The following is a 25,553-nucleotide window of genomic DNA, read 5'->3' on the forward strand; positions in this document are numbered from 1 at the left end:
TTTTTAGTAAAAATATCTATTAAGGTATTTGATATATCTAAAAATATAACAAACTTTATTAAAGGTTTTTAAAAATATTTGAAATTTCATAGAAAACAACATAAATAAAATGTTATAATTTGCAAAGATAAACAATAAAATACTGGAGGTACCATTATGAAATGCCCTAATTGTGGTCATCAAATCGAACAAGATGATGTATTTTGTGGAGAATGCGGCACAAAAGTTAATCGTCAATCTAATGCAGTTACATCAGCAGAGGACGATATTAAACAAGCTGATTCTCACTCAAATAAACAACAGGCCACTCAATCAACTCATAATAGCACAATGAATTCTACTAGCAATGCCTCACATGAACAATCACAATCAATGAATCAAAGTAATGCATCTGCAGAAACTCACGCAAATCACAATCAATACCAACACTCACAACCTAACAACACACAACAGCAATACCAAAATCAAAATCAAAACCCAAACCAGAATCAAAATCCAAATCAGAACCAATACCAGAATCAATATCAAAACTATAATCAAAATCAACAGTATCAACAACAACCACATCAGTATCAACAACAAACAAATCAGTTTAGTGAACAAGCTAAAGAAGTGACTCAAGAAAGTAAAGGTTTCTTCAAAAGTGCTTTTGTAGATCCTGATAGAGAGATTAAAAGTACTCATACATTCAGTTTTAAATTATTAGGTTCACTATTAGCAATTGGATTAATCGTACTTGCAATCATTCTTTTCTTAGCTATTCCAGAAGAAGTATCTTTATTTACTTCAGAATCCAAAATCGTGTTCTCTATTATTATTAGCTTAATTATTCTTTTAGCTGCAATTGTAGGTACAATATTCGGAATGACAAGATTAGTTGTAGTTCAAGCGATACCATTTAAAAAGGTATTTTCTGATTTCATATTAATTAATAGTGTCACAGTTGCAATGTTACTTGTATCTATCATTCTATTAGTTATGGAAGCATACACATTTGGCATGGTTGTCTTAATGTTATCTTTCGTTATACTTGTAGCTTCTGGTGTATATTTAATTGCGAAATATAGTGGTATTAACTTCACTAGATTTTCAAGTTTTTATGGTATTGTTATTTACTTAATTGTTATTTTTATCTTGATGAGAATTTTCGGAGAAGTAACACTTTCAAGTATTTTAGAATCATTTGATGAAACAAGAGATTCATTCTTTAATAACTTATTCGGTGGAGGTAGTGGTTATTAATGAAATATTGTAGTAATTGCGGTAAACCCTTACGCCAAGACGTTAAAATTTGTACTAATTGTGGGGCACCAGTTAACGCATCTCAGGATTCACAACAAAATTCTCACAATCATACTCATTCACAACAACATAACCAAGGTTATAATAATGCATCTATGTATCAACAATATGAACCACAACCGAAGAAAAGTAAGAAAAAAACAATATTAATCATTGTTATAGTTGCAGTTGTTTTAGCAATGTTAATTGCTATCTTTGCGATTTTAAAACATCAATTTTCACCTGAAAAACAAGCAGACCAAATCGCACATGCAGTTAAGAAAGATGATGCAAAAGGTCTAGCTAAACAAGTGACTTCAGCAGATAATAAATTGAGTGAACAAGAAGCACGTGCTTATTTAAATTACCTCAAGGCTGAAGGCGACTTAACTAACGTAGCAAACCAAATTGAAAGTAATACGAAAGAAGTTGAGCACGGTAAATATCATAGTTTATCTGTTAATACAGACGATGATAATGTATTAAATATTGAAAAAGACGGCAAAAAATATTTATTCTTTAATAACTATAAATTCAATATTCCACAAAAAAAGGTATATATTGAACCTACTGATACCGGTGATATTACTTATAAATTTAATGGGGAAAAACATCATCTTTCTGTTGATGAAGCTGAAAGTAAACCAATAGGCACGTTCCCAATTGGAGATTATAATTTAAAGGCCTCTAAGAAAATGGAAGGTAAAACATTCGATGGTGCGATTAACATTACTATGAGTGAGGAAGACGGTATTGCGAAAGAATCATTTAGACAAAAGCGATTCAACGTAACTACTGAAGGTGGTTCAATGTTAGATGATATTAACATCTATGTGAACGATAAAAATGAAGGCGATGAATCTGATACATTTGGCCCTTATGATCCTGACGAAGATGTCATCGTATATGCACAAGGTACTTTAGAAGGTGAAACATTTAAATCAAGTTCTGTAAATGTTTCAAGTGCTAGTGAAGAAGATAATGGCGTATCAGATGTAACAGTCAAATTTGATGAAGACGCTATAGATGATTATTACGATAAGAAAATGGAATCAGACGACGATGATGATGACGATGATAGTGACAGTGATTCAGAAGAAGTAACTCGTGATAACGTTATCGACAAAGTTGAGTCATATGAAGGACATACATTAGATACAGATGAATATACGTACAAAGAACCTGAAAAAACAGATGATGGCAAATGGGGATTCTCATTTGAAGATAAAGATGGTAATTTAGCAGGTTCATATACTGTAGATTCAGATGACGGTTATGTAACTGAATATGATGAAGACGGAGAAAAAGTAGGTTCTGGATACTAAAAGTTCCAGAAAATAATTAATAATAAATGACCACCCAAAAGGAGAAATCCTTTTGAGTGGTCATTTTAATATATTTATTTTGTTATGGGAATGATTAGTTGAGAATCGTATTGTCCGCCAGTGTGAATATGATGATGTCCTTTATTTACTGTTTCGTTATGTTCATAACGTGTACTCATACCTGGTGTACTATTACCTTTTACTACTTCGCTTCCTTTGACGACAACTTCTAGTGTTTCGCCTTGTTTAAATAATGTACCTGAAGGTAGAAGTTCAATTTCTACAGGAACGACTTCACCATTATTAAGTTTTAATTCTTGTTCATGTGTATGCCAAGGTTGAGCAATGGTTGATTTTTCTTGATCTAATTCGCGATGTGAAGCACGTAACCAACCAGTTGCAACTTGACCATCTTCAATATGGTTAAAGTCAGGGAAGTGCACTTCATTACCACGACGATCTAATTTTTTAATACCTGCAAATAAATCCATATCGTCTGTATCATCTGTACTTACCCATAATTTTAAGTTCATATTACCTACTAATTCTGTATCTTTATCAAATGTATAACTGAAGCGTACTTCGTCTTGTTCATTTTCAGAATCATAACTAGTTGTATTTTCTTCAGAGACAGCATTTTGATTTAATGTTAATTCTTTACCATTTAAATATAGAGGAGTATATTCAGTATTTGGTAATGGGAATGATGTTGCTGTTTTGAATTCACCTCTATAGAATTGGTCTCTTACTTCATAAGTGACAGTTGGTGTGTCTTTCCAATCATTATCTTCTTCTTTTAGGTAATAATCGAAGAACGCTTTTTGACGTTCAAGATTTTCTCTAGCATAATAACTTTCCCACTCTTTACGACCATGGATATATAGCCATTTGTCTTCTGAGCTTGCTTGTTTAAATCCTTCAAATGAACCACGATTGTGTAAACCTTGAGTTGACCAACTTGCACAAGCTAAGATAGGTGTTTTGATTTGATGAAGTGGTGCTTGGCGTTGTTTCCAGAAATCATCAAATAATGGATGGTCTTTTTGAGCTTGAATTAAATCTTCAATATTTGGATTATCTGTCCATCTCGCAAAGATTCCTTGAATCCAGAAACGATAGAATCCTGTATCTGGAATACCACCGTGGAAAGCAACTTCACGATACATATCGTTTAAACCTTCCCATGGAATCATAGCTTTTAAATGAGGAGGATTTAATGACGCAACCCACCATTGTGTAACTGCAAGATATGAAACACCATTAGTTCCGATATTACCATTACTCCATTCTTGTTGTGCAGCCCATTCAATCACTTCATAGTAATCTTCTGCTTCACGTTTTGACCATGGAGATAAGACACCATTTGATTTTGAACTACCTCGCAATGCAATTTTGATAACAACATAATCTTGAGGGACCCAGAAAACTGGATCTGGTGATTCTTCAGGCGTGAAGCTTGAAGTAGGTATAGCGCCTAATGTTGGCCAATTAGCACCCATATTAGTTATTTTTGGTTTGTTATCTTTACCATACGTATCTGCAGACATCACTACTGGGAATTGACCTTCTTTGTTAGGACGGAAAATATTCACATATAATTTTTCGCCATCTTTCATTTCAACAGTAACATCTTTTTCCATAATCATTTCTTGATTACCAAATTGTACACTATCTACAACAATATGATTTAAACCTTCTTTAACATCACTAACATCTGTAACAGTTAATTTTGGATTTCCTAATAAATTGCTTGTCATATGAATCATCCTTTACATGATTTCTTTTTCTTTACACCTTCATGATAAGAGGTAATAATCAGAATTCCAATCATCAATGTCCTTAATTTGTGTAATAACCAACAAACAACGTATACTTGTTGTATAGAGATAAAGGATGTGACATTATGCCGCAAGATCGACGCGTTAGAAAATCACAGCAAGCAATCAGACAAGCATTTATCGATTTATTGCATAAACAGGAATTAGAACAAATTACAGTTCAACAAATTTCTGATTTAGCAGACGTCAATCGTAGTACATTTTATACGCATTACATAGATAAATATGATTTATTAGAACAAATGGAAGATGAGCAGGTTAATGAAATTAAAGTATTTATTGAAGAAAATGATGTATATAGTAATAAAGCAATATCAGCTGATAATATACGTACGATTATGGAGTTTTTAATTGGTAATATAGAAGAGAATATGTCGTTTTATCAACTTATGTTTAATATTGGTAAGGATTCCAATTTGCATGAGAAGCTATATGAACTTATCACAGGACATTTAAATCATTTTAAAAACGACAATAATAAAATTGGTAACATACCATTTTCTTATTTTATGAGTTATGTATCTGGAGCGGGGCTTTCATTTATACGTCATTGGGTAGAGGATCCTAACCGTATATCGAAAGAAGAATTGATTCAATATTTTTATGATATTGTCAATAACGGCCCAGCTACAATAATACAACGAGAGAAATAATAAATGAGGCAGAGACATAAAGTTCTTGAACAATAGAAAAAAGGTAACTTCTATTGAAATAATATAGAAATTACCTTTTTATCTATGAGATTTTGTTTTAAACACTGATTATGAAATTGTACAAATAAAGATTTTGATAAAGCATCTACTTTGGAGTTTACTCTAAATCGATTAATCTTTATACATAAGGATTCCATTAATTTAGTTTAGTGATGCTTATTAAATTATACGAAAGTGCCTTATTTTTTAAATATTTTAAAGTAAAATTACATATAAATACGTAGTATTTATGGCGAGACTCCCGAGGGAACAGTGCTAGTTGAAGACCTTAGAAATACTCACAGATTTATCTGTGCTGTATTTCTGGCTGAAACTGTACCCTGGGAAAGAGAGCCATACAATACGAAGTATTGGGTATAAAGAAAGCACTAAGATGATTAAAATAAATTGTACTGAACCCCAAAAGTTGTACTCTGGTTTAGTATACTATTTTAAAGGTTTGTTTCCTATATTGCTTAGGAGACAAGCCTTTTAATTTTGCTTTAATTCTTGTATTGTTATAAAAATTGATATATTTATGAATAGATTGTTCTAATTCTTGGAATGTTTCAAATGATTGTCCATAATACATTTCTTGTTTTAATAACCCAAAGAAGTTTTCCATTGAGGCATTATCTAGGCAATTTCCTTTTCTAGACATACTTTGAAATACATCATGTTCTTTTAATGACTCAATATAGTTTCTATTTTGATAATGCCATCCTTGATCTGAATGAATTGTCATTCGATAAAAAAGTTGAGGTCTCATAGTTAGTAATTCATTTAAAGGTTCAATCACAATATCTATAGTAGGACGCTTTGATATACGATAACTTAAGATTTCCAAGCTATATAAATCCATAAAAGGTGACAAATATGCCTTTGTTCCATCAAGTAATTTAAATTCTGTAATGTCTGTAACCACTTTTTGATAAGGTCGATCTGTATTAAAACGACGTTTTAATATATTTCTAGCTACTTTACCTATTGTGCCTCTATAAGAATTGTATTTTCTTGTTTTATGATTAAATTTCTTACATATTAATTGATGTTCTTTCATAATTCGTCTTACTTTCTTATGATTGACTGTCATTCCTTTATTAACTAATGCTTGAGTAACTCGACGATAACCATAAGTATAATCGCTTTCTTTACATATTTGCTTAATAGATTTAACTATATCTATATCTTTTTTGGTTTTTTTGAAACGTTTAATCCAGTAGTAATACACGGATTTAGCTATTTCCGTAACTTTAAACAGAAGACTTAACCCAAATTGATTCATTTCATGTAATTCTTTAATGACCTTTACTTTTTCGGATGTTTGGTTCCGTAATGTTGGGTCAATCTTTGTAACTTTTTTTGATAAGCAATACCTGCTTTCAACATTTCATTTTCATTCCTAAGTCTTTCTAATTCTTCGCGTTCATCTTCTTTTAAAGGCAACTGATTTTCATGTTCAACTTTTGTATGTTTTCTTTTCATTTTAGAAGGATGTCCTTTCTGTTTATTGTCTAAACCGAGAATACCTTCTTCATCAAATTTACGCTGCCATTGAGCTAATGTAGCAGGATTGGTAATTTTAAAATGATTCGCTGTTTCTCGATAAGACAATTGATTTTCTTGTCTAAATCTTAAAACAGATACTTTAAAATCACTAGTATATGAGCTATTTTTCATTTTTTTATCTAATCCTTCTGGGCCCGATTCCAAATACTGGTTAACCCATCTTTGAAGTAAAGAATGATGAGAAAGATTATATTTTTTAGTTAATCTCTTATATCCTAAACTACTATTTAAATATTCGTGAACTATTTTTAATTTGATTTCAAATTTATAATGTTTACCCATAAAAAATGCACCCCATAAAGTTAGATTTTTAGTCCAACTTTTGGGGTGCACATCAAATCACCTTAGTGCTATTATTTTGGGATTTATGTTCCAGCCTGTTTATTATTACCTATTTACTGATTCGTTGCATTATAATCTTGACCATGTAACATCCATCTTACGCCATATTTATCGTTGAAGACGCCCATTTTACCGCCCCAAAATTGTTCTGATAATGGTAGTTCAATATTGATAGACTCATGGTCTTTAATTTTATCGTAGAAAGCTTCTACTTTTTCAGTTTCTTCTTTATCATTAACGTCAAAATCAATTAATAATGAAATGCCGTTATTGATTGGTTGAATACGTTCGAATGAATCTGCACCTAAAATTTTCACACCAACAATTTCAAATTCTGCATGCATAGTTGCTTCTTTAGCTTGTTCTTTTGTCATTCCAAAATGTTCCGCTTGATCTTCTCCGACTTCTAAACGTTTAATATTTGTTGCACCAAATACTTCTTCGTAATATTTTAAAGCTTCTTTAGTGTTTGGAAATGCTAAATATGGTGATAATTGAGTCATAAATCTGCTCCTTAGTCTTTTATATTATATTGCTAACAACATCATACAATGTTCTATGTTAAATGAATACAATTAAGTACTAATGTCATTTATATTTGACATTAGTACATGTGTCATATATATTAGACATATACTAAAATTACTAGTTGAAAGGGGTATTCATATGAGTCAGTTGAATGAAAAGTTATTAAATTGGATTACTAATACATCAACTGAAAAAGATGAAAGGGAGAGAACACTTTTAAATCAAAAATTGGCTACTACATTTATAATTACTTATATTGGTATGCCTATTTTGTTACTGTCTAACCTAATCATTGATGCGTATCACCAAACAATTTCATTAAATACAATATTACTATTCATTTTCTTTTTTATAATTAATGGCGTATTGTTATATAAAACAAAATCTGATGAACTAAATAAAGATAAAGTTTATTCACCAGAAGAATATAAAAAATTAGTGAATAAATATCGAATTAAAAGTGTGATTTTGATGCTTTACTTCGGAAGTGCTATGTTTCTCTTAGGTTTAATCATAAAATATTTACAGCATACAAGTATTCAATGGGGTATGGAAATTATTACTGCCATTATTGCGGGTATTGTATTTGGTGGATTTATGTATGTTTATCAAGTAAATAAAATCATGAAAGAATATTAAACTTAATATTTAATTAAATAAAATAAAAGTAATTTCTCTGAGAACACTTTTTCATTATCGATTTATTGTATAATATTCATAAATTATATAATAAATAATGGAGGGAGTGTTTTCTTTTGATTGAAGCGGGCGACATTTTGAAAAAAATGAAAAATCAAAAGGTAAACTATGACAAAGTGTTAAGGAAAATGATTCAACAATGGGAAAGGGAAAACGAGAGGCCTAAAATTTTATTACATAGTTGTTGTGCACCATGTAGCACATATACTTTAGAATTTTTAACACAATATGCTGATATCGCTATTTATTTTGCTAATCCCAATATTCACCCTAAAAATGAATACTTAAGACGTGCCAAAGTACAAGAAATGTTTGTTCAAGATTTCAATGAAAAGACAGGTTCAAATGTGAAGTATATTGAAGCTAAATATAAACCACATGAATTTATGAAAATGGCTAAGGCTAAAGGGTTAACTGAGGAGCCTGAAGGTGGTCTAAGATGTACTGCTTGTTTTGAAATGAGACTTGAATTAGTAGCAGAAGCAGCTATTAAATATGGTTATGATTATTTTGGTAGTGCGATTACATTATCTCCTAAAAAGAATGCACAATTAATTAATCAATTAGGGATGGATGTGCAAAATGTATATAACGTTAAATATCTACCTAGTGATTTCAAGAAAAACAAAGGCTATGAACGTTCTATAGAAATGTGTAATGACTATAATATATTTAGACAATGTTATTGTGGATGTGTCTTTGCAGCAATGAAACAAGGTATTGACTTTAAACAAATCAATAAAGATGCAAGTGCATTTTTACAACAATTTTAAAAATACCCAGAGTTAAAAGGCGAGAGCCTTAACTCTGGGTATTCTAATAAAGTTAAATCATTTTATGAATGAAACGTATAATTGCCATAATGGCGATAACTAACATAGCAAGGAAAGAGAATAGTTTAAAGCGTTTATTTTCTTTCTTTACTTCTTTGTCATCATTTTCCATCATTTCTTGTAATTCGCGTTCAATTTCTAAATCAAGATCTGTTTTGCGATAACCATGTAGCCCTTTACGTTCATCTTCTTCGTTACTTTCAGTCTTGCTATTGTTATCGATATTATCTTGTTGCGTTGAATGATTCATATCTTTTTCTTTTGTTTCTTCTCGCATTTTAAGAATGCCCCCCATATTCATGACACATAACATTGAGTAAGTTCTATTTTATAACTATCTATGATTACTTTGATTTAGATCCTATATAAAAGACCTATACAAAGTAAAGATATTATACTATTAACTGAATTATTAGTACGCTACTTTGCATCTAATCCAATAATATCACTAATATTTTGATAATCATTTTGTTTTAAATACTGAGCGATTTCTTTATTTATTTTCTTAGTTAGACCTGGACCTTCTATTACAAGAGATGAATAAATTTGTAGTAATGAAGCTCCATTACGTATCATTTTAATTGCGTCTTCAGAACTAAAGATGCCACCAGTACCAATAATTAGTAATTCTCCATTAGTTTCTTGGTATGCTAATTTAACTAATTTTAAGTTACGTTCAAATAATGGACGACCACTTAACCCACCATCTTCAACACGATTGGCTGATGTTAAACCATCACGTTGACGTGTCGTATTCGCAAGAATAACACCGTCAAAATGTTCTTTAATAGTTGGTAAGAGTGATTTTAATCCATTTTCATCCATGTCAGAAGTAAGTTTTAAGAATATAGGTACATTAATTTCATTTTGTGCTTTGAATGTTTCTAAAGCACTACATAACATTGAAAATTCATCTTTGTCATGAAAATTTTGTAAGTTCTCAGTATTTGGAGAACTAATATTCACAGTGAAGAAATCCACGTCATTTTTAAATGTATCTATAACTTTAATGTAATCTTGGTAACGGTTATCATAAGAAGTCATTTTATTTACACCAACGTTAAGACCGATTGGCGTATGATAAGCATGACGTCGTAAGTTACTAAGTGCTTTATTCATTCCAATATTATTAAAGCCCATACGGTTAATTAAAGCATCGTCTTCTAATAATCTATACATACGAGGTTGAGGATTACCAGGTTGTGGTTTTGGCGTGATACCACCTAATTCTAATGCACCAAATCCAAGGTTTTCTAAAGCTTTAGGTACTTCACAAGATTTATCATAACCAGCGGCAAGTCCAATAGGATTTTCAAATGTGATACCATGGATATTTTGTGAAAGAATTGGGTTTTGATAGTCGAATAATTTTTTCATAATAGGTAATACATATGACTGTTTTTGTGCGATTTTTAGTGCATCAATTGTTAATCCGTGTGCTTTTTCAGGTTCGATTTTGAATAATAATGGTTTGATTAGTTTATACATATTAACGCTCCTAGTTCATTATATTTGAGGCTTACTATCCTCAATTTAATATATTTGAAACTTTTCCTTTTAATAGACTAGCACTTTCATATTAAATTTCCTAGTTAAATTATAAAAATTTAAAAAATAGTCGAACTTCTAAATAATGATTCATTCACATAGGTGACATACTTAAAGATTAAAAGTGATATATTTAGGAAATATAAGAAGTATTACAGATAAATGGAAGGTGAGATAATGGCAATAGATTGGAAAGAACAATTACCTCTAGATTATATTAAAGATATTACGCCTGTAAGTGGTGGGGATGTTAACGAAGCATTCAAAGTTACTACACAGCAAGATGACACATTTTTCTTATTAGTTCAACGAAATAGAAATGAATCTTTTTATGCTGCGGAGATTGCAGGTCTTAATGAATTTGAAAATGCTGGCATTACTGCACCGAAAGTTATCGCAAGCGGGGAAATTAATGACGATGCTTATTTATTATTAAGCTATTTAGAAGAAGGTACTGGTGGAAGCCAAAGAGAATTAGGTCAATTAGTTGCTAAAATGCATAGCCAACAACAAGAAGACGGTCAATTTGGTTTTCGATTACCTCATGAAGGTGGCGATATTTCATTTGAAAATACATGGACAAATTCATGGAAAGAATTATTTATAGAACAACGTATGGATCACATTAGAGATGAATTATTGCGCAAAGGATTATGGAATAAAGAAGATAATAAAGTATATGAACAGGTCAGAGAAGTAATGGTCAACGCCTTAGACAATCACCAAAGCAAGCCATCATTATTGCACGGTGATTTATGGGGTGGCAATTATATGTTCTTAACGGATGGTCAACCAGCTTTATTTGACCCAGCACCATTTTATGGCGATCGTGAATTTGATTTAGGTATTACGACAGTATTTGGTGGGTTTACACAAGAATTTTATGATGAATATGAAAAGCATTATCCATTAGCTAAAGGCGCATATGAGCGTTTAGAGTTTTATAGATTATATTTACTTATGATTCATTTATTAAAATTTGGCGGTATGTATGAAGGTAGTGTTAATCGCTCCATGGAAACAATATTAGGATAAAGAAAAAACACGCGTTGAGAAGGTAAATCTCAACGCGTGTTTCTCTATATATTCAACGCTACGTATAAAAACATAACATTTTATAACTAGATATTGTCTTTAGTTTAAAAATGATTTTAGTTATTCCACATTTTTAATAATACTTCTGCAAAGCCCTCAGGTTTTTGAACATAACCTAAGTGGCCGCCTGGAATATCAACAATTGGTAAATCAATTTGTTCATTGATATAGAAGTTCACATCTTGTGGGAATGAACCTTTAGAGTCAGTACCATTTAATAAAGTAATTTTATCTTCATGTTTTTTGAAATCATCTAAAGTAATATCAGAATGTGTATATTGACGAATCTCGTATTCTACCCAGAACATTGAACGTTGATATTGCTCTTTTTTAGCTTCTTCTGATTCAGGTTGAGCAGTCATCATTTTAGCATCAATAGGTGCAATTTTTAATGATTCAGCAAAGTCTTTCATACCAACTTCTAAACCTTCAGTTAATACTTTGTTTACGATATCATCATTTTTGTCTTTCCAATATTTACTATCAGGTAAGAATGTGTTGATAGGTGGTTCATGGAAAGCAATTTGTTTAACGATTTCTGGATAATCTTTTAATACGTGCATAGCAACGATTGAACCAGAGCTTGAACCTAATACATATACTGGCTCATCACTTAATGATTGTGCAAGTTCTGCAATATCTTTAGCATCACGTTTTACACGATAATCATCATCTGGGTTAGCAGCTGATTCAGGTAGTGGCTCTGTTAATTCACTTTCACCATAGTCACGACGATCGACTGCTACAACTGTAAAATGATCTTTAAGTTGTTGTGCAAGTGGCATAAAGATACCACCAGTACCATTAGCTCCTGGAATGAAAATTAATACAGGTCCTTGTCCGATTTGATGATAGCGTAATTTAGCACCTTTTAGTTCTATAGTATTCATATAAAATACCTCCATTTATTATTAACAATGATTATTGGAATATTATTCTAATCCTAATAACTTAGCTCCATTTGTATAACTTACTTTCTCTTTTTCTTCGTCAGTTAAACCTAATTCATCTAAAAATACGCCTAAACGTTCAGGTTCGATATATGGATAGTCAGCAGCATAAAGGATACGGTCGATGCCCATTTCTTTTTTAACTAAATCAAATTGAGGTTTAGTTAACATACCACTTGGTGTTACATAAAAGTTATTTTTGAAATAATGACTAACTGGGTGTTGTAAATGATCTGCAAATAAAGTGTCGTCCATACGTTCTAAGAAGAATGGAACGAATTCTCCCCAGTGTCCAATAATCATATTTAAGTTAGGGTAACAATCGAAAACACCAGATAGTACAAGATGAATAGCATGGATACCTACATCAATATGCCAACCATAACCGAAACAAGCAAATGTTGCAGCAGTTACTTCTGGATAATTACCTTTATAATATGCTTGATATACATCGCTATTAACAGGTGCTGGATGTAAGTAAATTGGTACATTTAAAGCTTCAGCCGTTGCAAAAATGCCATCATATTTGTCTTGATCTAAGAAGCCGTCTTTAGGGCGTCCCATAATAAGTGCACCTTTGAAACCTAATTCATTGATGCAACGTTTAAATTCTTCAACAGCTGCTTCAGGTTCGTTAATAGGTAATGTAGCAAAACCAACAAAACGGTCTGGATATTCTTTAACATATTCAGCTAATGTATCATTAGCTTGTTTACAAAGATCGATAGCTCTTTGCCCTTCTAAGTTAGAAGGTGCGCCGTTACCATATGATAAAACTTGCATTTGAACATTTTGTTCATCCATAAATTTGATACGTTTATCATGGTATTTAATTTCATCCGCATCAGTAAAGCCAGATTTTTGTTCTAAACCTTCAAGCATTGTTTTCATTGGTACGCCATTAGGATCAGCAGATGCTGCTTTCATTGTTTCTTTTTGAATCTCATCGATGACATAGTGTTCTTCAAAAGTAATACTTTTCATTATAAAATCCTCCAATAGAATGTATGTTATTTACATCATTTGTTATAAAGTTTTTAGTTCTAACTTTCAAAAGTTTACCAAGGCATTTTGCCATCAGCATTAATAAATGTGCCAGTTGGTCCATCCGCATCAATTGTTGCTAACTCTACAATTGGTTTAATACCTTCTGTTGCTGGTTTAGCATTGTTACTAAAATCGCCAACTAAGTCAGTATTAGTAGAACCAGGATCTGCAGCATTGATTTGCATATTTGGTAAACCTTTAGCATATTGAACAGTTAACATAGTTACTGCAGATTTAGATGAACAATATGCTAATGAATTAACATGATATTCTTGAGTATTTGGATTAGTGACCATACCAAATGAACCAAGACCACTTGTGACATTAACGACAACTGGTTGTTCAGATTGTTCTAATAATGGTACAAATGTATTCATCATTCTGACAATACCAAAGACATTTGTTTGATAAACTTTGTTCATATCTTCAACTGTAATATCAGCAGGTTTAGCAAATTGACCAGAGATACCTGCATTATTTACTAATACATCTAAACGGCCTTCCTGTTCTTTGATATAATCGAATGCTTTTTTAACTGATGTATCATCAGTGACATCTAATTGAACAAGTTGAGCGCCAATTTGTTGTGCTGCTTCTTGTCCACGGGATTCATCACGTGAACCGATATATACTTTATGACCTTGGTCGATAAGTGATTTAGCTGTTTCAAAGCCTAGTCCTTTATTTCCACCTGTAATTAATGTAATTTTAGCCATTTGTTGCCACCTCGTCTGTAATATATAGTTTGATTAAATAGTCTCTAATTGATTCGTTTGAAAGACCGCGCTTTTCTTTTTGTAATTCAAAAGAATTGGTAGATAAAGATTTAAGTAACATATCTACTTTAAATGTTGTCCATGGTGTACTTGTATTATTGCCAAGAACTTCATAATAAAACTTAAATAATTGTAAATAAATGTCGCTATTGTAAAAGTCATTTTTATCTGTTGTGTCTTCAATACAATGTAATAACTCACTATTATTAGATTTAAATGTTAAAAAGATGTCTAGTGAATCACTGAAAATCAGTTGTTTATCACTGTTCTTGTTTTTAACTTCATACATTTCGTTGATAATGTCAGTAAAGTCATGTGCAATGATAGTTGCACATAATGCACTTTTATCTTTGAAATGACGATACAATGTTCCCATTCCAATATTTAAGTCTTTTGCGATACGATTCATACTTACTTCTTGAACGCCATGTTGGTTAAAGAGTTCAATTGCTTTTTTCTCAATACGCTGTCGATTTTCTAGGGCGTCTTTACGCAAATACATCACCTTCTTAAAATAAGTTTGTTGACAAACGGACAACTATCCGTTTATTATAAAGCCTATCATATAAAAAGACAAATAAAAGAGATGTAGATGTTTTAATAAAAGGGAAGAGTGATGTAGATGTCATTAAATAAAGAACAAAGACAAATTACAGCTAGAGAATTACAAGAGCATTTTGATGAAACGACTTTGAGTTTGAAAAATATAGCAGATGAAATGAATATTTCAATTAATGAGGTATCTCATGTATTACAGATGAAAGCACCAAACAAATTGTTTGGAAATCATTTACATCAATTTATTCATTTAGTATGGGATATAAGAGATTTAATGAATGAAAATATATGGCATATGGGTAAATCACCTAAAGAATACACTTATTTAAAAGGTGAGAAGGAAGATTATTGGTTTTTACAACAGTAATAAAGGAGAGAAAATAAATGAAAAGTATTCTAGTTATTGGAGCTACAGGTAAACAAGGTAATGCAGTTGTAAGACAATTATTAACTGATGGTTGGCATGTACGTGCTTTAACTCGTAATAAACATAATGATAAATTAACTTCTATTGAAAGTGATCAACTTGAAATTTTTGAAGGTGATTTGAGTAATCAACAAAGCTTAGAAGAAGCAATGGAAGGACAATATGGATTATATAGTGTTCAACCAATCATTAAAGATGATATTGAGGAAGAATTAAGACAAGGAAAAATGATTATTAAATTAGCTGAAAAACAACATATTGAGTATGTTGTGTATAGTACAGCAGGCGGTGTTAATAGAGATAGAACAGGACCCCATTTTGAAGCGTTAGCTGAAATAGAAAATGAACTGAAAACATCATCATTAAACTTTTCAATTATTAAACCATCATTCTTTATGGATAACTTCCTTAGAATTGCTAAGAAAGAAGACCAACAAATAACAATACCTGAGTTTATCAATCCAGAAGTTAAATTCGCAATGATTTCTTCACTTGATATTGCGAAAGTTGCAGCTAATTTATTTAAAAAACCAGAACAATATAATCATCAAGCCATCGAAATTGCGTCAGATGAATTAACTTTAAATGAAGTGGTTAAAACATTTGCAACTGTCACTGGTCTACCTACAGAAATTAAAGGTGAATTTGTGAGTGGTACAGCTGAAAGAAGTTGGTTAGAAGATAAAGGATATGTGGTTGATTTTGAATTAATGAATCAAATTAACCCTGATAAACTATCTCTAGCACAGTGGATTGAACATGTACAATTTTAAGTAGAAATATTGTTGCGATTTAAATTAACCAATTAAAGGAGCCGAATTTATGATTAAATCAATGTGGTTTAATTTGCATGTGAAAGATTTGAATAGAAGTGAAGCATTTTACCGAGCTTTAGGTTTTGAAATTAATCATAACCCAGAGATGTTAGATAAAATGGTAGGGATTAAAATAGGCAATACGATTGTTATTTTAATTAAAAATAATCACTTTGAAGCGGTTACTAAAGATACGGTAACTTCTAATGCGAATGAAACAATTATTTCGTTAGGTGTTAATACGAATGAAGAAGTAGACCAACTTATCGAAAGCGTCGAATCAGCAGGAGGTACTATTTTAGAAAAACCTTGTGTTAAGCAAGGTTATTATGGTGCAATGTTTGCTGATCCAGATGGCCATAAATTCAATTTTTTAGTTTGTTAAATAACAAAGGCACTTAGTTTCCATTTGGAGACTGAGTGCCTTTTTAAATTTAGTTATTCATTTTCTTGAATGTTGCCATATTCTTTTCGCAAATCATAAACTTTGTCTGGTGTTACATCTTGACCAAGTGGATCAACGACTTTCATAGTTGAAAATGTATTTAACACTTGTCCTCTGATCATTTTTAAATAATCTTGTCTAAGCGCTTGTTGTTCTTGTTTTTCTTCTACACTCAATGTTTGTACTTTTTCTTTATTTGCTAATTCATTTATTCTGTTTAAAATTTCCATTATTAATTCCTCCTAAATTTGGTGAGTTGGAAAGTAGGGTACTATATACGTTCCAACTTCATTGATGATATCTTTTAGTTGTCTGTCTTTATTGATAAATCGTAATATTATATGGTTTGTACCTATTGTTTCGTATGCTTTTAAAATTTCAATTAACATTTTTCTACCTGTTCGATAGCCGCCTTTAATAGGTTTGACTGTCTCATTAGGATTACTAGATAAATCGACGAACAATATATTTATGAAAGGTTTAAAAATTTCATTATCTTTATGCCATTGTTCTACCAGTTGCTTTTGATCTTGAAAATGTTGAGCATAAAATATCCAACCATCCATATTTTGTTTAAGCCATTCTATAGATTGTTTTGAGTATCCAGTACCAAACATTGGAATAGCTTTATGTTTAGGTAAAACCTGTAAACCAGAATCTTCAATTAGTTCAAACATAGCATTTGAAATGTCAGGCGCATTTGATTGCCATAACTGTCGTAGTGATTTAATAGATGTACGATATCGTTCTGCTAGTTCATCTTCATTCACTTTAAAAGCTGGAAATTCAAACGATCGATCACCTGTAGCCATACCTAATAATAGTCTTTCGTGGGATAAAATATCGAGAGATGTAGCTGCCTTAGCTAAATGGAGGGGATGACGTAATGTAGCAACAATACTTGCTGTGCCAAGAGATATTTTGGAAGTATGGGCAGCTAAGTAAGTTAAAAATACAAATGGGTCGTAATTCTCGGTTACGTTACCTAAATATTTGCTATATAACGGATTGTCCCTTACAAATAGGCTTGAGTAATCCAACTCTTCAGCTAATTGAGCTAATTCAACTTGTTCATCGATATTAATTTGTTTCTGTTTTGGCTGATCGAACGGAATAGATAATCCTAAAGTTAAATGCTTATCTTTGAATGTCCGCTTAAATCCCTCGTGATCCTCTATTGTTGTCATATCATACCCTCCAATCTTTTCAGTTTAACAACACATATTATCTATACAACATATGTTGTTTAAATATAATATATACCTTAATCTAAAAAAGTGCAAACAACATGTTTATAAAATTGTCGTTTAACTAACATATTTTAAAATGTGTTGCTAAAAATAAAAAATCTATTCATAAATTAACGTTTTAGAACGATTTTTATGAATAGATATATAAGTGAATTTTGAATAAGAAAATTATAAATGCGCAACATGGTGAATAAGAAATGGAAGATTTTTCTCTATAAATACTTTAGCAGTTTGTTGACTTGTATTAAGCCAGTGTTTACATAAGCCACATAGACCAGCCGATAAGAAACTAGCACTGTTGACGAGGATGTCTCGTTCATGATTAGGGTAACTATTTTCTAACATAATTGTGAATATATCTTCTAATTCTTCATTAATACGTTGATGTGCTTGGTTACAAAATACGTCTTGATTTAACTTGCAAAAATTTTGAACATCTACCATATAATCACAGATAGTCATAAATAATTGTGAAAGCACTTGTTCATTTATAAAATCTGAAACCTTCAATGTATCGTTTAAATCTTTAAGAATGGTTACTGATAGTGAATAATCCAAAATATCATATTTATCAGTGAAATGGGCATAGAAAGTAGCTCTATTCACTGTTGCTTCGTCAGTAATATTTTTCACGGTTAATTGTGAGAATTGTTTTTTTCGGGATACGGTTTGAAATGCTTCAACTAATAGTTTTTTAGTACGTAAAACTCGTGGATCTATTTTAGTCGTATTCATCTTTTTACCTACCTAACATGTGTTGTCAATCTTTATTAAATTATCTTGCTTAACTATTGAGATGTCAAAGTATTAATCTAAATCATATTAAATAGTTGATTGTAATTTGAAAATGAGGGTATGTGTAACTTTATAGTAGAAATGAAAGTTTATATTACACAAAAAATTATAGTTAAGCAATGACCGGAATGGGGAGACAATAATGGCGGATAAATTGCAACGTGAGTTAAGTAATAGACATATTCAATTGATTGCTATTGGTGGTGCAATTGGAACAGGTTTATTTTTAGGAGCAGGTGAATCTATTCATTTGGCTGGTCCTTCAATTTTACTTACATATATTATAGTAGGTTTTGTATTATTTATGTTTATGCGTGCAATGGGAGAAATGTTATTATCTAATCTTGGTTTTAAATCATTTGCGGATATCGCCCATAAACATATAGGTCCATTGGCAGGATTTATTGTAGGTTGGACATATTGGTTAACATGGATTATTTCTGGTATGGCCGAAATTACAGCTGTAGCTAAATACGTAGATTACTGGTACCCGGCTATGCCGAACTGGTTAACGGCGTTATTTACATTACTAGTTCTCATGTCTTTAAATTTATTCAGCGCTAAATTATTTGGAGAATTGGAATTTTGGTTTGCTATTATTAAAGTTTTAACAATTTTAGCATTAATAATAGTAGGAATTGTTATGGTCATTTTTGCAATGAAGACGCCATACGGAACAGCTAGTGTATCTAATATTTGGAGTCATGGTGGTATATTCCCTCATGGTGCATCTGGCTTTTTCATGTCATTTCAAATGGCAATCTTTTCATTTATAGGTATTGAATTAATAGGAATCACAGCAGGTGAAACTAAGAATCCTCATAAAACAATTCCTCAAGCAATCAATAATGTACCTTATCGAATTTTGATTTTTTATATTGGTTCTTTAGCAGTTATTATGGCTGCGGTACCTTGGAATCAACTTAGTCCGTCAGATAGTCCGTATGTTAAATTATTTGGGTTAGTTGGTATTCCTTTTGCGGCAGGACTTATCAACTTTGTAGTATTAACTGCAGCAGCTTCAGCTTGTAATAGTGGCGTGTTTGCCAATAGTAGAACAATGTTTGGATTATCTCAACGTAAACAAGCACCTCCTATATTAGGAAAAACAAATAGAAATGGTGTGCCTTATTATGCGATTTTAGTAACATGTGGATTGTTAAGTATTTCTGTTGTACTTAATGCCATCTTTAAAGATGCAACGAAAGTATTTGTATATATTACAACAGTTTCTACAGTATTAAATATCGTAATTTGGTCTATTATTATGATTGCTTATATCGGTTATTTAAAACAAAATCCAGAGTTACATAAACAAAGTCAATACAAATTACCAGGCGGTAAGTGGATGGCTTATGGTATTGTTACATTCTTTGCATTTATATTTATTATTTTATTAATTAACAATAGTACAAGAATAGCAGTTATTATTGCCCCATTTTGGATGGGAATATTAGGTTTAATGTATTTGAGATATAAGAAAGAATCTAGAAAAGCAGAAATTGTAGATGAATAATTAAAACAAAAGCATTTAATGAGTTAATGAAAGGTAAACTCATTAAATGCTTTTTATTGATTTAGTTATTTTTTAGAAGTTTCATTAATACATTAGCGTGATTATATTGAGTATCCTTTGCGGCATATAATAAAATAACATCTTCCTTACTTGATGACACAAAGTCTTTAAGATATTCAAAAGCTTCTTGTTGTTCGCTATTTTCACGTAATTCTTTAGCATACTTTTCTGAAAACGCAGCGTATAATTTAGGTTCATGATTAAACCATTTTCTTAATTCAGTAGTAGGGGCCACTTTTTTTAACCATTCATCCAATTGTGCGTCTTCTTTAGAAACACCTCTTGGCCAAACACGATCAACTAACACACGCTTACCTTTAGCAATTTGCTTATCATAGATGCGTTGACATTTAACAGTCATCGTATACATCTCCTCTTTTATTTGTATCTTTAGCATAACAATCATAATGGCATAAAGATGTTAAAAAATGATGAAAATTTAAAATAATTATCTGAAAATTCTAAATAATATGGTATAATACTTGTTATAGTCTTAATTGGCCCAACTTTACACAACAAATGATTGCATCAACGAATACCAACACACCTTAGATTTCATCATGTGTATAGTTAGTTCAATTAAGGCTATTTGTCTTTTTTTATTGTAATAGATTATTGGAGGCGCTAGAAATGACAACATTGAGTAAAATAAGACCAAAAGATTTTATATTCAGAGTGTTATCTGGGGTAGCAGTAGGTATTGTAGCAGGTTTAGTACCTAATGCGATATTGGGAGAAATATTTAAATATTTCTCCCAATATCATCCTATTTTTAAAACATTGCTAGGTGTTGTTCAAGCAATCCAATTTACAGTACCGGCACTAGTAGGAGCGTTAATCGCTTTAAAATTTAATTTGACACCATTAGCTATGGCAGTAGTAGCAAGTGCTTCTTATGTTGGAAGTGGTGCTGCTCAATTTAAGAATGGTACATGGGTGATTGCTGGAATAGGGGATTTGATTAATACAATGATTACTGCATCTATTGCGGTATTGTTGATTTTGTTAATAGAACACCGTGTAGGTAGTATGGCTTTAATTGTATATCCAACGTTTATAGGGGGCATTGCAGCAACAATCGGTGTATTAATCCTACCTTATGTACATATGATTACAACTGGGATAGGAAATATGGTAAACAGTTTTACAGAATTACAGCCTGTATTAATGAGTATGTTAATTTCAATGGTATTTAGTTTCATTATCATATCGCCGCTATCAACAGTAGCGATTGCCATAGCGATTGGTATTTCGGGTATAGCGGCTGGTTCCGCATCTATTGGTATAGCAGCTACAGAAGCGGTATTACTAATTGGAACTAGCCAAGTCAATCGAGCGGGTGTGCCAATGTCTATTTTCTTTGGCGGTGTGAAAATGATGATGCCTAACATGGTACGTTATCCGATTATTATGCTACCAATATTAATTACAGCCGCAGTTTCAGGGATTACTTCAGGAATTGTAGGTATAGCAGGTACAAAAGAATCAGCAGGATTTGGTTTTATAGGTATGGTAGGTCCAATTAATGCATTTAAATTTATGGGACTTGATTCTGCTTGGTTGAGTTTATTGCTTATAATGATTGCATACTTTATCGTTCCTTTCCTTGTAGCATGGATTTTAGATATTCTATTTAGAAAGGTATTTAAAATTTATAGTAATGACATATTTAAATTTTTAGCATAATAAGTAAAAAACAGGTTTCTTTTATTTAAAAGTAAAGGACCTGTTTTTTTATTATGCTATACTTTATAAAATTTCATTTTTAACCAAAGGGTGGGTATTATGAATAAAAAAATAGAAGAATTAAAATTGAAAGCAGCAAGTCTGACTCGCCAAACTCATGAATTAGGCATTCCAATTATGATTTTATTTGAAGGTATGCCGGCGTCAGGGAAGACACGCTTATCCAATGAACTATTACTGATTTTTGATGCAAAATACACACAATTCATCTCTACTAAGTCACCACAATATGAAGATTTAAGATATCAATTTTTACAAAAATATTGGAACACATTACCTCAAAAAGGACACATTAACATATATTTTAGAAGTTGGTATTCTCATTTCTTAGATTATAAAGAAAATGGTATTAAACAAGCATATTATAAAAAAAGTGAGAAACTAGTTAATCAAATCAAAAGTTTTGAAACAATGCTGCAAAATGACAATTATGAACTAATTAAGTTTTATATTGAAGTGAGCGAAGAAAAACGACAAGAACATATTCAACAAACTAAAGACAATCCATTAATGAAATGGAAAGTTCAAGAATATGAACAGGTCATCCCTAATGAAACGTATTTAGCAGAAATGAGAAAGTTCACACATAAAGATAACCAATGGGAAGTCATTGATTATACACAACGTGAAGTTGCATTTGAAAAAATGTACAAACATATAATAGAAAGATTAGAAAACGCGATTAAGAAATCAAATAGACAGCAAGCTAATAAAGACGGTGCATTTAGCAAAGATTTTTCGACTAATATGTTTGATGTTAAATTCGAGAAAATTTCTAAAAAAGAATATAAAGAGATGATTGAACCTTTACAAAAACGTATGAGAGAAATTCAATTTGCATTATATGAAAGAAAGATTCCACTTATTTTAACTTTCGAAGGAATGGATGCAGCTGGTAAAGGTGGTAATATTAAGCGAATTCGAGAAAAGTTAGATCCTACAGGTTATGAAGTAAATGGTATTAGTGCACCAACCGATGTTGAATTAGCTCATCATTACTTATGGCGCTTTGCTAAAGAAATGCCTAAAACAGGTCACCTTGAAATATTCGATCGCAGTTGGTACGGCAGGGTGTTAGTAGAAAGAGTAGAAGGGTTTGCCGATAAAGAAGAATGGAAACGAGCTTATCATGAAATTAATGAATTTGAAAAAATGTGGACAGATGAAGGTGCGATTCTTTTAAAATTTTTCTTATGTCTAGATAAAGATGAACAACTTAAGCGTTTTAAGGATAGAGAGCAAGATCCAAATAAACAATGGAAAATAACGGATGAAGATTGGCGTAATCGTGATAAATGGGATTTATATTTAGAAGCAAGTCATGACACGATTAAATATACTGATACTAATTACGCACCTTGGTTCATTGTGCCTGCTGATCATAAGAAGACTGCAAGAGTTGAAGTATTGAAATATATTATTAGACAATGTGAAAAAGTATTATGGGGCGTTAAAGACTATTAAACTAATTCGGATTACAAAATAAATATAGTTTGTGTTTAGATGAAATGATTCAAATTAATGATAAAGTTTGGATATTTCATCTATTTTTATGTTAAAACTAATCATTTTAAATTTTTAGAACTATTACAGTTATGTAACTAAAATGCAATCTGTAATATTACGGCAAATGTAAAAGTTGAGCAAAACTCTTAAAAATCTAATGTAATATAAAGGTTTGTGATGAAATTTTAAACTAAAAAGTTTAAGTCTTTATATTACAAGGACGACATTTATATTTCAAAGTTACAAAACGAGGTTTAGTTTGTAATTTTTTGTAAGGAACGTGTAATATACAAAGCCGATTTTTATGGTATAGTGAATACCGTCGAAAGTTAAACAAAAACATTTTCAATATTGCACAACGAATTTAATACAAGAAAACATATAAAAACAAAAAACTTTTTGGAGGATTTTTCAATTATGAAGAAGACATTTATCGCATCAACATTAGCATTAACTTTAGGAGCAGCAGGTTACGCAGTATCAGGTCACGAAGCACACGCTTCAGAAACTACTAACGTAGATCAAGCACACTTAGTTGACTTAGCTCACAACCACCCAGAACAATTAAACGCTCAACCAATCCAAGCTGGCGCTTATGACATTCACTTTGTAAGTGGTGGATTCCAATATAACTTCACTTCAGATGGTGAAAACTTCTCTTGGAACTACCAAGAAGTTGGTTCAAACGCTTCAACTACTCAAGCATCAGCTCAAACATCAAATACTGCAGCTCAATCAGCTGACTACACAACTTCTTATAACCAAGAAGCTAGTACTCAATCAGTAAGCTCTAACCAACAATCAAGCAACACTAACGTAGAAGCTGTTTCAGCTCCAACTATTTCTTCAAACAGTAGTTCAAGCCATAACTACAGCACTAAAACAACTTCATACTCAGCACCATCAACTTCAAGTGCTTCAACTTCAAGTGCTTCAACTGGTGGATCAACTAAAGCTCAATTCTTAGCTAATGGTGGTACTGAAGCTGCATGGAACGCTATCGTTATGCCTGAATCAGGTGGTAACCCTAACGCAGTTAACCCAGCTGGATACAGAGGTTTAGGTCAAACTAAAGAATCTTGGGGTTCAGGATCAGTAGCTAGCCAAACTAAAGGTATGCTTAACTATGCTAATAGCCGTTACGGTTCATTAAGCAGTGCAATTGCTTTCCGTCAAAGCCACGGATGGTGGTAGGATTCAGTTTATAACTGGAAAGAACTTCGAGTTATAAATGATTGAGAGGATGACTATGTCATCCTCTTTTTTTTATGTCTTTTTTTTATTTAGCTTATTAATTTTCTACAAAGTTTAATTAAAATTTTTAATTCATTTGGTGTTTAGAGTTTAAATAACGATAATGAGGGAACATGTTCTAAAACGTATGTTAATAGGCAATAAAATAGTGAAGGTGTTGTGATGTATTTGAAAATTATTAAAAGGACCTTGAAATTAACTGTTTTACATAGTTTGTATTGGTTTTCGATTCAAATGACATTAGCACACTTTGGAACTAAAATACCTAATTCATTTTTTGAAAAAAATGGGCATATATTTCGTATATACTCTTGGGAAAATAATGGTAAATTTTGGAATAGAATTCTAAAAGTAAACCAATGGAAGTACTTGATACCTGAAGGAAGTAAATTAAATTCTCATATATATAATAAGAATTCAATAGAAGATTTAAATATTGAAACATTAAAACAACTTGATATTGAAATGAAAAGAGCAGAATTGATTCATTGGTTGTCTATAATACCAGTTATTATATTTGTGAAATCTTCTAGATACATACAAATAATCAATTTAATCTATGTATTATTTAGTCATATTCCTGTGATCTTAGTACAAAGATATAATCGTCCAAGATTAGAAAAGTTAATTCGTTTAATTTATAAAAGAGGTTAAATAC

General features: G+C 31.3%; 28 protein-coding genes. 14 read left to right on the forward strand and 14 right to left on the reverse strand.

The features are described 5' to 3' along the window. The first annotated feature begins 156 nt into the window (after positions 1 to 156). Positions 157 to 1,242 (forward strand): zinc ribbon domain-containing protein, encoded by a 1,086-nt coding sequence (locus tag CD121_RS08835; protein ID WP_070453072.1) that lies wholly within the window; start codon positions 157 to 159, stop codon positions 1,240 to 1,242. Then, complete coding sequence (locus tag CD121_RS08840) at positions 1,242 to 2,606, forward strand: zinc ribbon domain-containing protein (protein WP_126567969.1); 1,365 nt, start codon at positions 1,242 to 1,244, stop codon at positions 2,604 to 2,606. Before CD121_RS08835 ends, CD121_RS08840 begins: the two co-directional genes overlap by 1 nt. A gap of 74 nt (positions 2,607 to 2,680) precedes the next feature. Here CD121_RS08840 and CD121_RS08845 read toward each other — a convergent pair whose 3' ends face one another. After that, the gene (locus tag CD121_RS08845; RefSeq protein ID WP_126567971.1) at positions 2,681 to 4,363 is read right to left on the reverse strand and encodes a CocE/NonD family hydrolase; all 1,683 of its coding nucleotides are present in this window, start codon (positions 4,361 to 4,363) and stop codon (positions 2,681 to 2,683) included. Between the two features lie 146 nt (positions 4,364 to 4,509). Between CD121_RS08845 and CD121_RS08850 the strand changes: the two genes are divergently transcribed. After that, the gene (locus CD121_RS08850) at positions 4,510 to 5,097 is read left to right on the forward strand and encodes a TetR/AcrR family transcriptional regulator (protein ID WP_017636614.1); all 588 of its coding nucleotides are present in this window, start codon (positions 4,510 to 4,512) and stop codon (positions 5,095 to 5,097) included. A 478-nt stretch (positions 5,098 to 5,575) separates the two neighbouring features. On the opposite strand, the gene CD121_RS08855 is transcribed toward CD121_RS08850, so the two are convergent. The 3 genes from CD121_RS08855 to CD121_RS08865 all read right to left on the reverse strand — a co-directional run bounded on the left by CD121_RS08855 (position 5,576) and on the right by CD121_RS08865 (position 7,550). After that, complete coding sequence (locus CD121_RS08855) at positions 5,576 to 6,421, reverse strand: IS3 family transposase (protein WP_246456622.1); 846 nt, start codon at positions 6,419 to 6,421, stop codon at positions 5,576 to 5,578. A 23-nt stretch (positions 6,422 to 6,444) separates the two neighbouring features. Beyond that, the gene (locus CD121_RS08860) at positions 6,445 to 6,987 is read right to left on the reverse strand and encodes a helix-turn-helix domain-containing protein (RefSeq protein WP_225307032.1); all 543 of its coding nucleotides are present in this window, start codon (positions 6,985 to 6,987) and stop codon (positions 6,445 to 6,447) included. A 113-nt stretch (positions 6,988 to 7,100) separates the two neighbouring features. Next, positions 7,101 to 7,550, reverse strand: a complete 450-nt coding sequence (locus CD121_RS08865) for a VOC family protein (RefSeq protein ID WP_046466975.1) — start codon at positions 7,548 to 7,550, stop codon at positions 7,101 to 7,103. 163 nt (positions 7,551 to 7,713) lie between these two features. Between CD121_RS08865 and CD121_RS08870 the strand changes: the two genes are divergently transcribed. Further along, complete coding sequence (locus CD121_RS08870) at positions 7,714 to 8,214, forward strand: DUF3278 domain-containing protein (RefSeq protein ID WP_017636612.1); 501 nt, start codon at positions 7,714 to 7,716, stop codon at positions 8,212 to 8,214. Between the two features lie 146 nt (positions 8,215 to 8,360). Then, positions 8,361 to 9,047 (forward strand): epoxyqueuosine reductase QueH, encoded by a 687-nt coding sequence (locus CD121_RS08875; RefSeq protein ID WP_371683224.1) that lies wholly within the window; start codon positions 8,361 to 8,363, stop codon positions 9,045 to 9,047. Between the two features lie 52 nt (positions 9,048 to 9,099). Here CD121_RS08875 and CD121_RS08880 read toward each other — a convergent pair whose 3' ends face one another. Both CD121_RS08880 and CD121_RS08885 read right to left on the reverse strand, forming a co-directional pair. Next, positions 9,100 to 9,384, reverse strand: a complete 285-nt coding sequence (locus CD121_RS08880; protein WP_119623067.1) for a hypothetical protein — start codon at positions 9,382 to 9,384, stop codon at positions 9,100 to 9,102. Between the two features lie 143 nt (positions 9,385 to 9,527). Next, positions 9,528 to 10,595, reverse strand: coding sequence for a quinone-dependent dihydroorotate dehydrogenase (locus tag CD121_RS08885; protein ID WP_108000310.1), 1,068 nt, complete (start codon positions 10,593 to 10,595; stop codon positions 9,528 to 9,530). Positions 10,596 to 10,832: 237 nt separating this feature from the next. On the opposite strand from CD121_RS08885, the gene CD121_RS08890 reads away from it, so the two are divergent. Further along, positions 10,833 to 11,690, forward strand: coding sequence for a fructosamine kinase family protein (locus CD121_RS08890; RefSeq protein WP_108000309.1), 858 nt, complete (start codon positions 10,833 to 10,835; stop codon positions 11,688 to 11,690). A gap of 116 nt (positions 11,691 to 11,806) precedes the next feature. Here the strand turns inward: CD121_RS08890 and CD121_RS08895 are convergent, their stop codons facing one another. The 4 genes from CD121_RS08895 to CD121_RS08910 form a co-directional block, all read right to left on the reverse strand. Continuing rightward, complete coding sequence (locus tag CD121_RS08895) at positions 11,807 to 12,640, reverse strand: alpha/beta hydrolase (RefSeq protein WP_119622984.1); 834 nt, start codon at positions 12,638 to 12,640, stop codon at positions 11,807 to 11,809. A gap of 42 nt (positions 12,641 to 12,682) precedes the next feature. Next, positions 12,683 to 13,684 (reverse strand): amidohydrolase family protein, encoded by a 1,002-nt coding sequence (locus CD121_RS08900; protein WP_126567976.1) that lies wholly within the window; start codon positions 13,682 to 13,684, stop codon positions 12,683 to 12,685. 74 nt (positions 13,685 to 13,758) lie between these two features. Continuing rightward, positions 13,759 to 14,463 carry an SDR family NAD(P)-dependent oxidoreductase gene (locus CD121_RS08905; protein WP_108000306.1) on the reverse strand — a complete coding sequence of 235 codons (705 nt, stop codon included), beginning with the start codon at positions 14,461 to 14,463 and terminating at the stop codon, positions 13,759 to 13,761. Continuing rightward, positions 14,456 to 15,019, reverse strand: a complete 564-nt coding sequence (locus CD121_RS08910; protein WP_017636604.1) for a TetR/AcrR family transcriptional regulator — start codon at positions 15,017 to 15,019, stop codon at positions 14,456 to 14,458. The genes CD121_RS08905 and CD121_RS08910 overlap by 8 nt, the downstream gene beginning before the upstream one ends. Positions 15,020 to 15,145: 126 nt before the next feature. Between CD121_RS08910 and CD121_RS08915 the strand changes: the two genes are divergently transcribed. The 3 genes from CD121_RS08915 to CD121_RS08925 are packed head-to-tail and all read left to right on the forward strand — an operon-like array spanning position 15,146 to position 16,708. Next, positions 15,146 to 15,448 carry a DUF2316 family protein gene (locus CD121_RS08915; RefSeq protein ID WP_017636603.1) on the forward strand — a complete coding sequence of 101 codons (303 nt, stop codon included), beginning with the start codon at positions 15,146 to 15,148 and terminating at the stop codon, positions 15,446 to 15,448. A 17-nt stretch (positions 15,449 to 15,465) separates the two neighbouring features. Next, positions 15,466 to 16,281, forward strand: a complete 816-nt coding sequence (locus CD121_RS08920) for an NmrA/HSCARG family protein (RefSeq protein WP_119622982.1) — start codon at positions 15,466 to 15,468, stop codon at positions 16,279 to 16,281. A 49-nt stretch (positions 16,282 to 16,330) separates the two neighbouring features. After that, entirely contained in the window at positions 16,331 to 16,708 is a 378-nt protein-coding gene (locus CD121_RS08925; RefSeq protein WP_119622981.1) for a VOC family protein, read from the forward strand. A gap of 53 nt (positions 16,709 to 16,761) precedes the next feature. On the opposite strand, the gene CD121_RS08930 is transcribed toward CD121_RS08925, so the two are convergent. The 3 genes from CD121_RS08930 to CD121_RS08940 all read right to left on the reverse strand — a co-directional run bounded on the left by CD121_RS08930 (position 16,762) and on the right by CD121_RS08940 (position 18,753). After that, positions 16,762 to 16,998 carry a DUF896 domain-containing protein gene (locus CD121_RS08930; protein WP_017636600.1) on the reverse strand — a complete coding sequence of 79 codons (237 nt, stop codon included), beginning with the start codon at positions 16,996 to 16,998 and terminating at the stop codon, positions 16,762 to 16,764. A 12-nt stretch (positions 16,999 to 17,010) separates the two neighbouring features. Further along, positions 17,011 to 17,955, reverse strand: coding sequence for an LLM class oxidoreductase (locus CD121_RS08935; protein ID WP_017636599.1), 945 nt, complete (start codon positions 17,953 to 17,955; stop codon positions 17,011 to 17,013). Between the two features lie 231 nt (positions 17,956 to 18,186). Then, entirely contained in the window at positions 18,187 to 18,753 is a 567-nt protein-coding gene (locus tag CD121_RS08940) for a TetR/AcrR family transcriptional regulator (RefSeq protein WP_017636598.1), read from the reverse strand. A 202-nt stretch (positions 18,754 to 18,955) separates the two neighbouring features. On the opposite strand from CD121_RS08940, the gene CD121_RS08945 reads away from it, so the two are divergent. Continuing rightward, the gene (locus CD121_RS08945; protein WP_017636597.1) at positions 18,956 to 20,329 is read left to right on the forward strand and encodes an amino acid permease; all 1,374 of its coding nucleotides are present in this window, start codon (positions 18,956 to 18,958) and stop codon (positions 20,327 to 20,329) included. Between the two features lie 61 nt (positions 20,330 to 20,390). Here the strand turns inward: CD121_RS08945 and CD121_RS08950 are convergent, their stop codons facing one another. Then, entirely contained in the window at positions 20,391 to 20,750 is a 360-nt protein-coding gene (locus tag CD121_RS08950) for a DUF488 domain-containing protein (protein ID WP_119622923.1), read from the reverse strand. 269 nt (positions 20,751 to 21,019) lie between these two features. On the opposite strand from CD121_RS08950, the gene CD121_RS08955 reads away from it, so the two are divergent. From CD121_RS08955 to CD121_RS08970, 4 genes are all read left to right on the forward strand, one after another. Continuing rightward, complete coding sequence (locus CD121_RS08955; RefSeq protein ID WP_029055976.1) at positions 21,020 to 22,075, forward strand: PTS sugar transporter subunit IIC; 1,056 nt, start codon at positions 21,020 to 21,022, stop codon at positions 22,073 to 22,075. Positions 22,076 to 22,174: 99 nt separating this feature from the next. Then, the gene (locus tag CD121_RS08960) at positions 22,175 to 23,599 is read left to right on the forward strand and encodes a phosphate--AMP phosphotransferase (RefSeq protein ID WP_119622921.1); all 1,425 of its coding nucleotides are present in this window, start codon (positions 22,175 to 22,177) and stop codon (positions 23,597 to 23,599) included. A gap of 459 nt (positions 23,600 to 24,058) precedes the next feature. Next, positions 24,059 to 24,835, forward strand: coding sequence for an aggregation-promoting factor C-terminal-like domain-containing protein (locus tag CD121_RS08965; protein WP_126567979.1), 777 nt, complete (start codon positions 24,059 to 24,061; stop codon positions 24,833 to 24,835). Positions 24,836 to 25,057: 222 nt separating this feature from the next. After that, on the forward strand, positions 25,058 to 25,549 hold the full coding sequence (locus CD121_RS08970) for a glycosyl-4,4'-diaponeurosporenoate acyltransferase CrtO family protein (protein WP_306669225.1): 492 nt from the start codon (positions 25,058 to 25,060) through the stop codon (positions 25,547 to 25,549). Positions 25,550 to 25,553 lie beyond the last annotated feature (4 nt).

It is taken from the genome of Staphylococcus pasteuri, assembly GCF_003970495.1.
GTDB classification, from domain to species: Bacteria; Bacillota; Bacilli; order Staphylococcales; family Staphylococcaceae; genus Staphylococcus; species Staphylococcus pasteuri.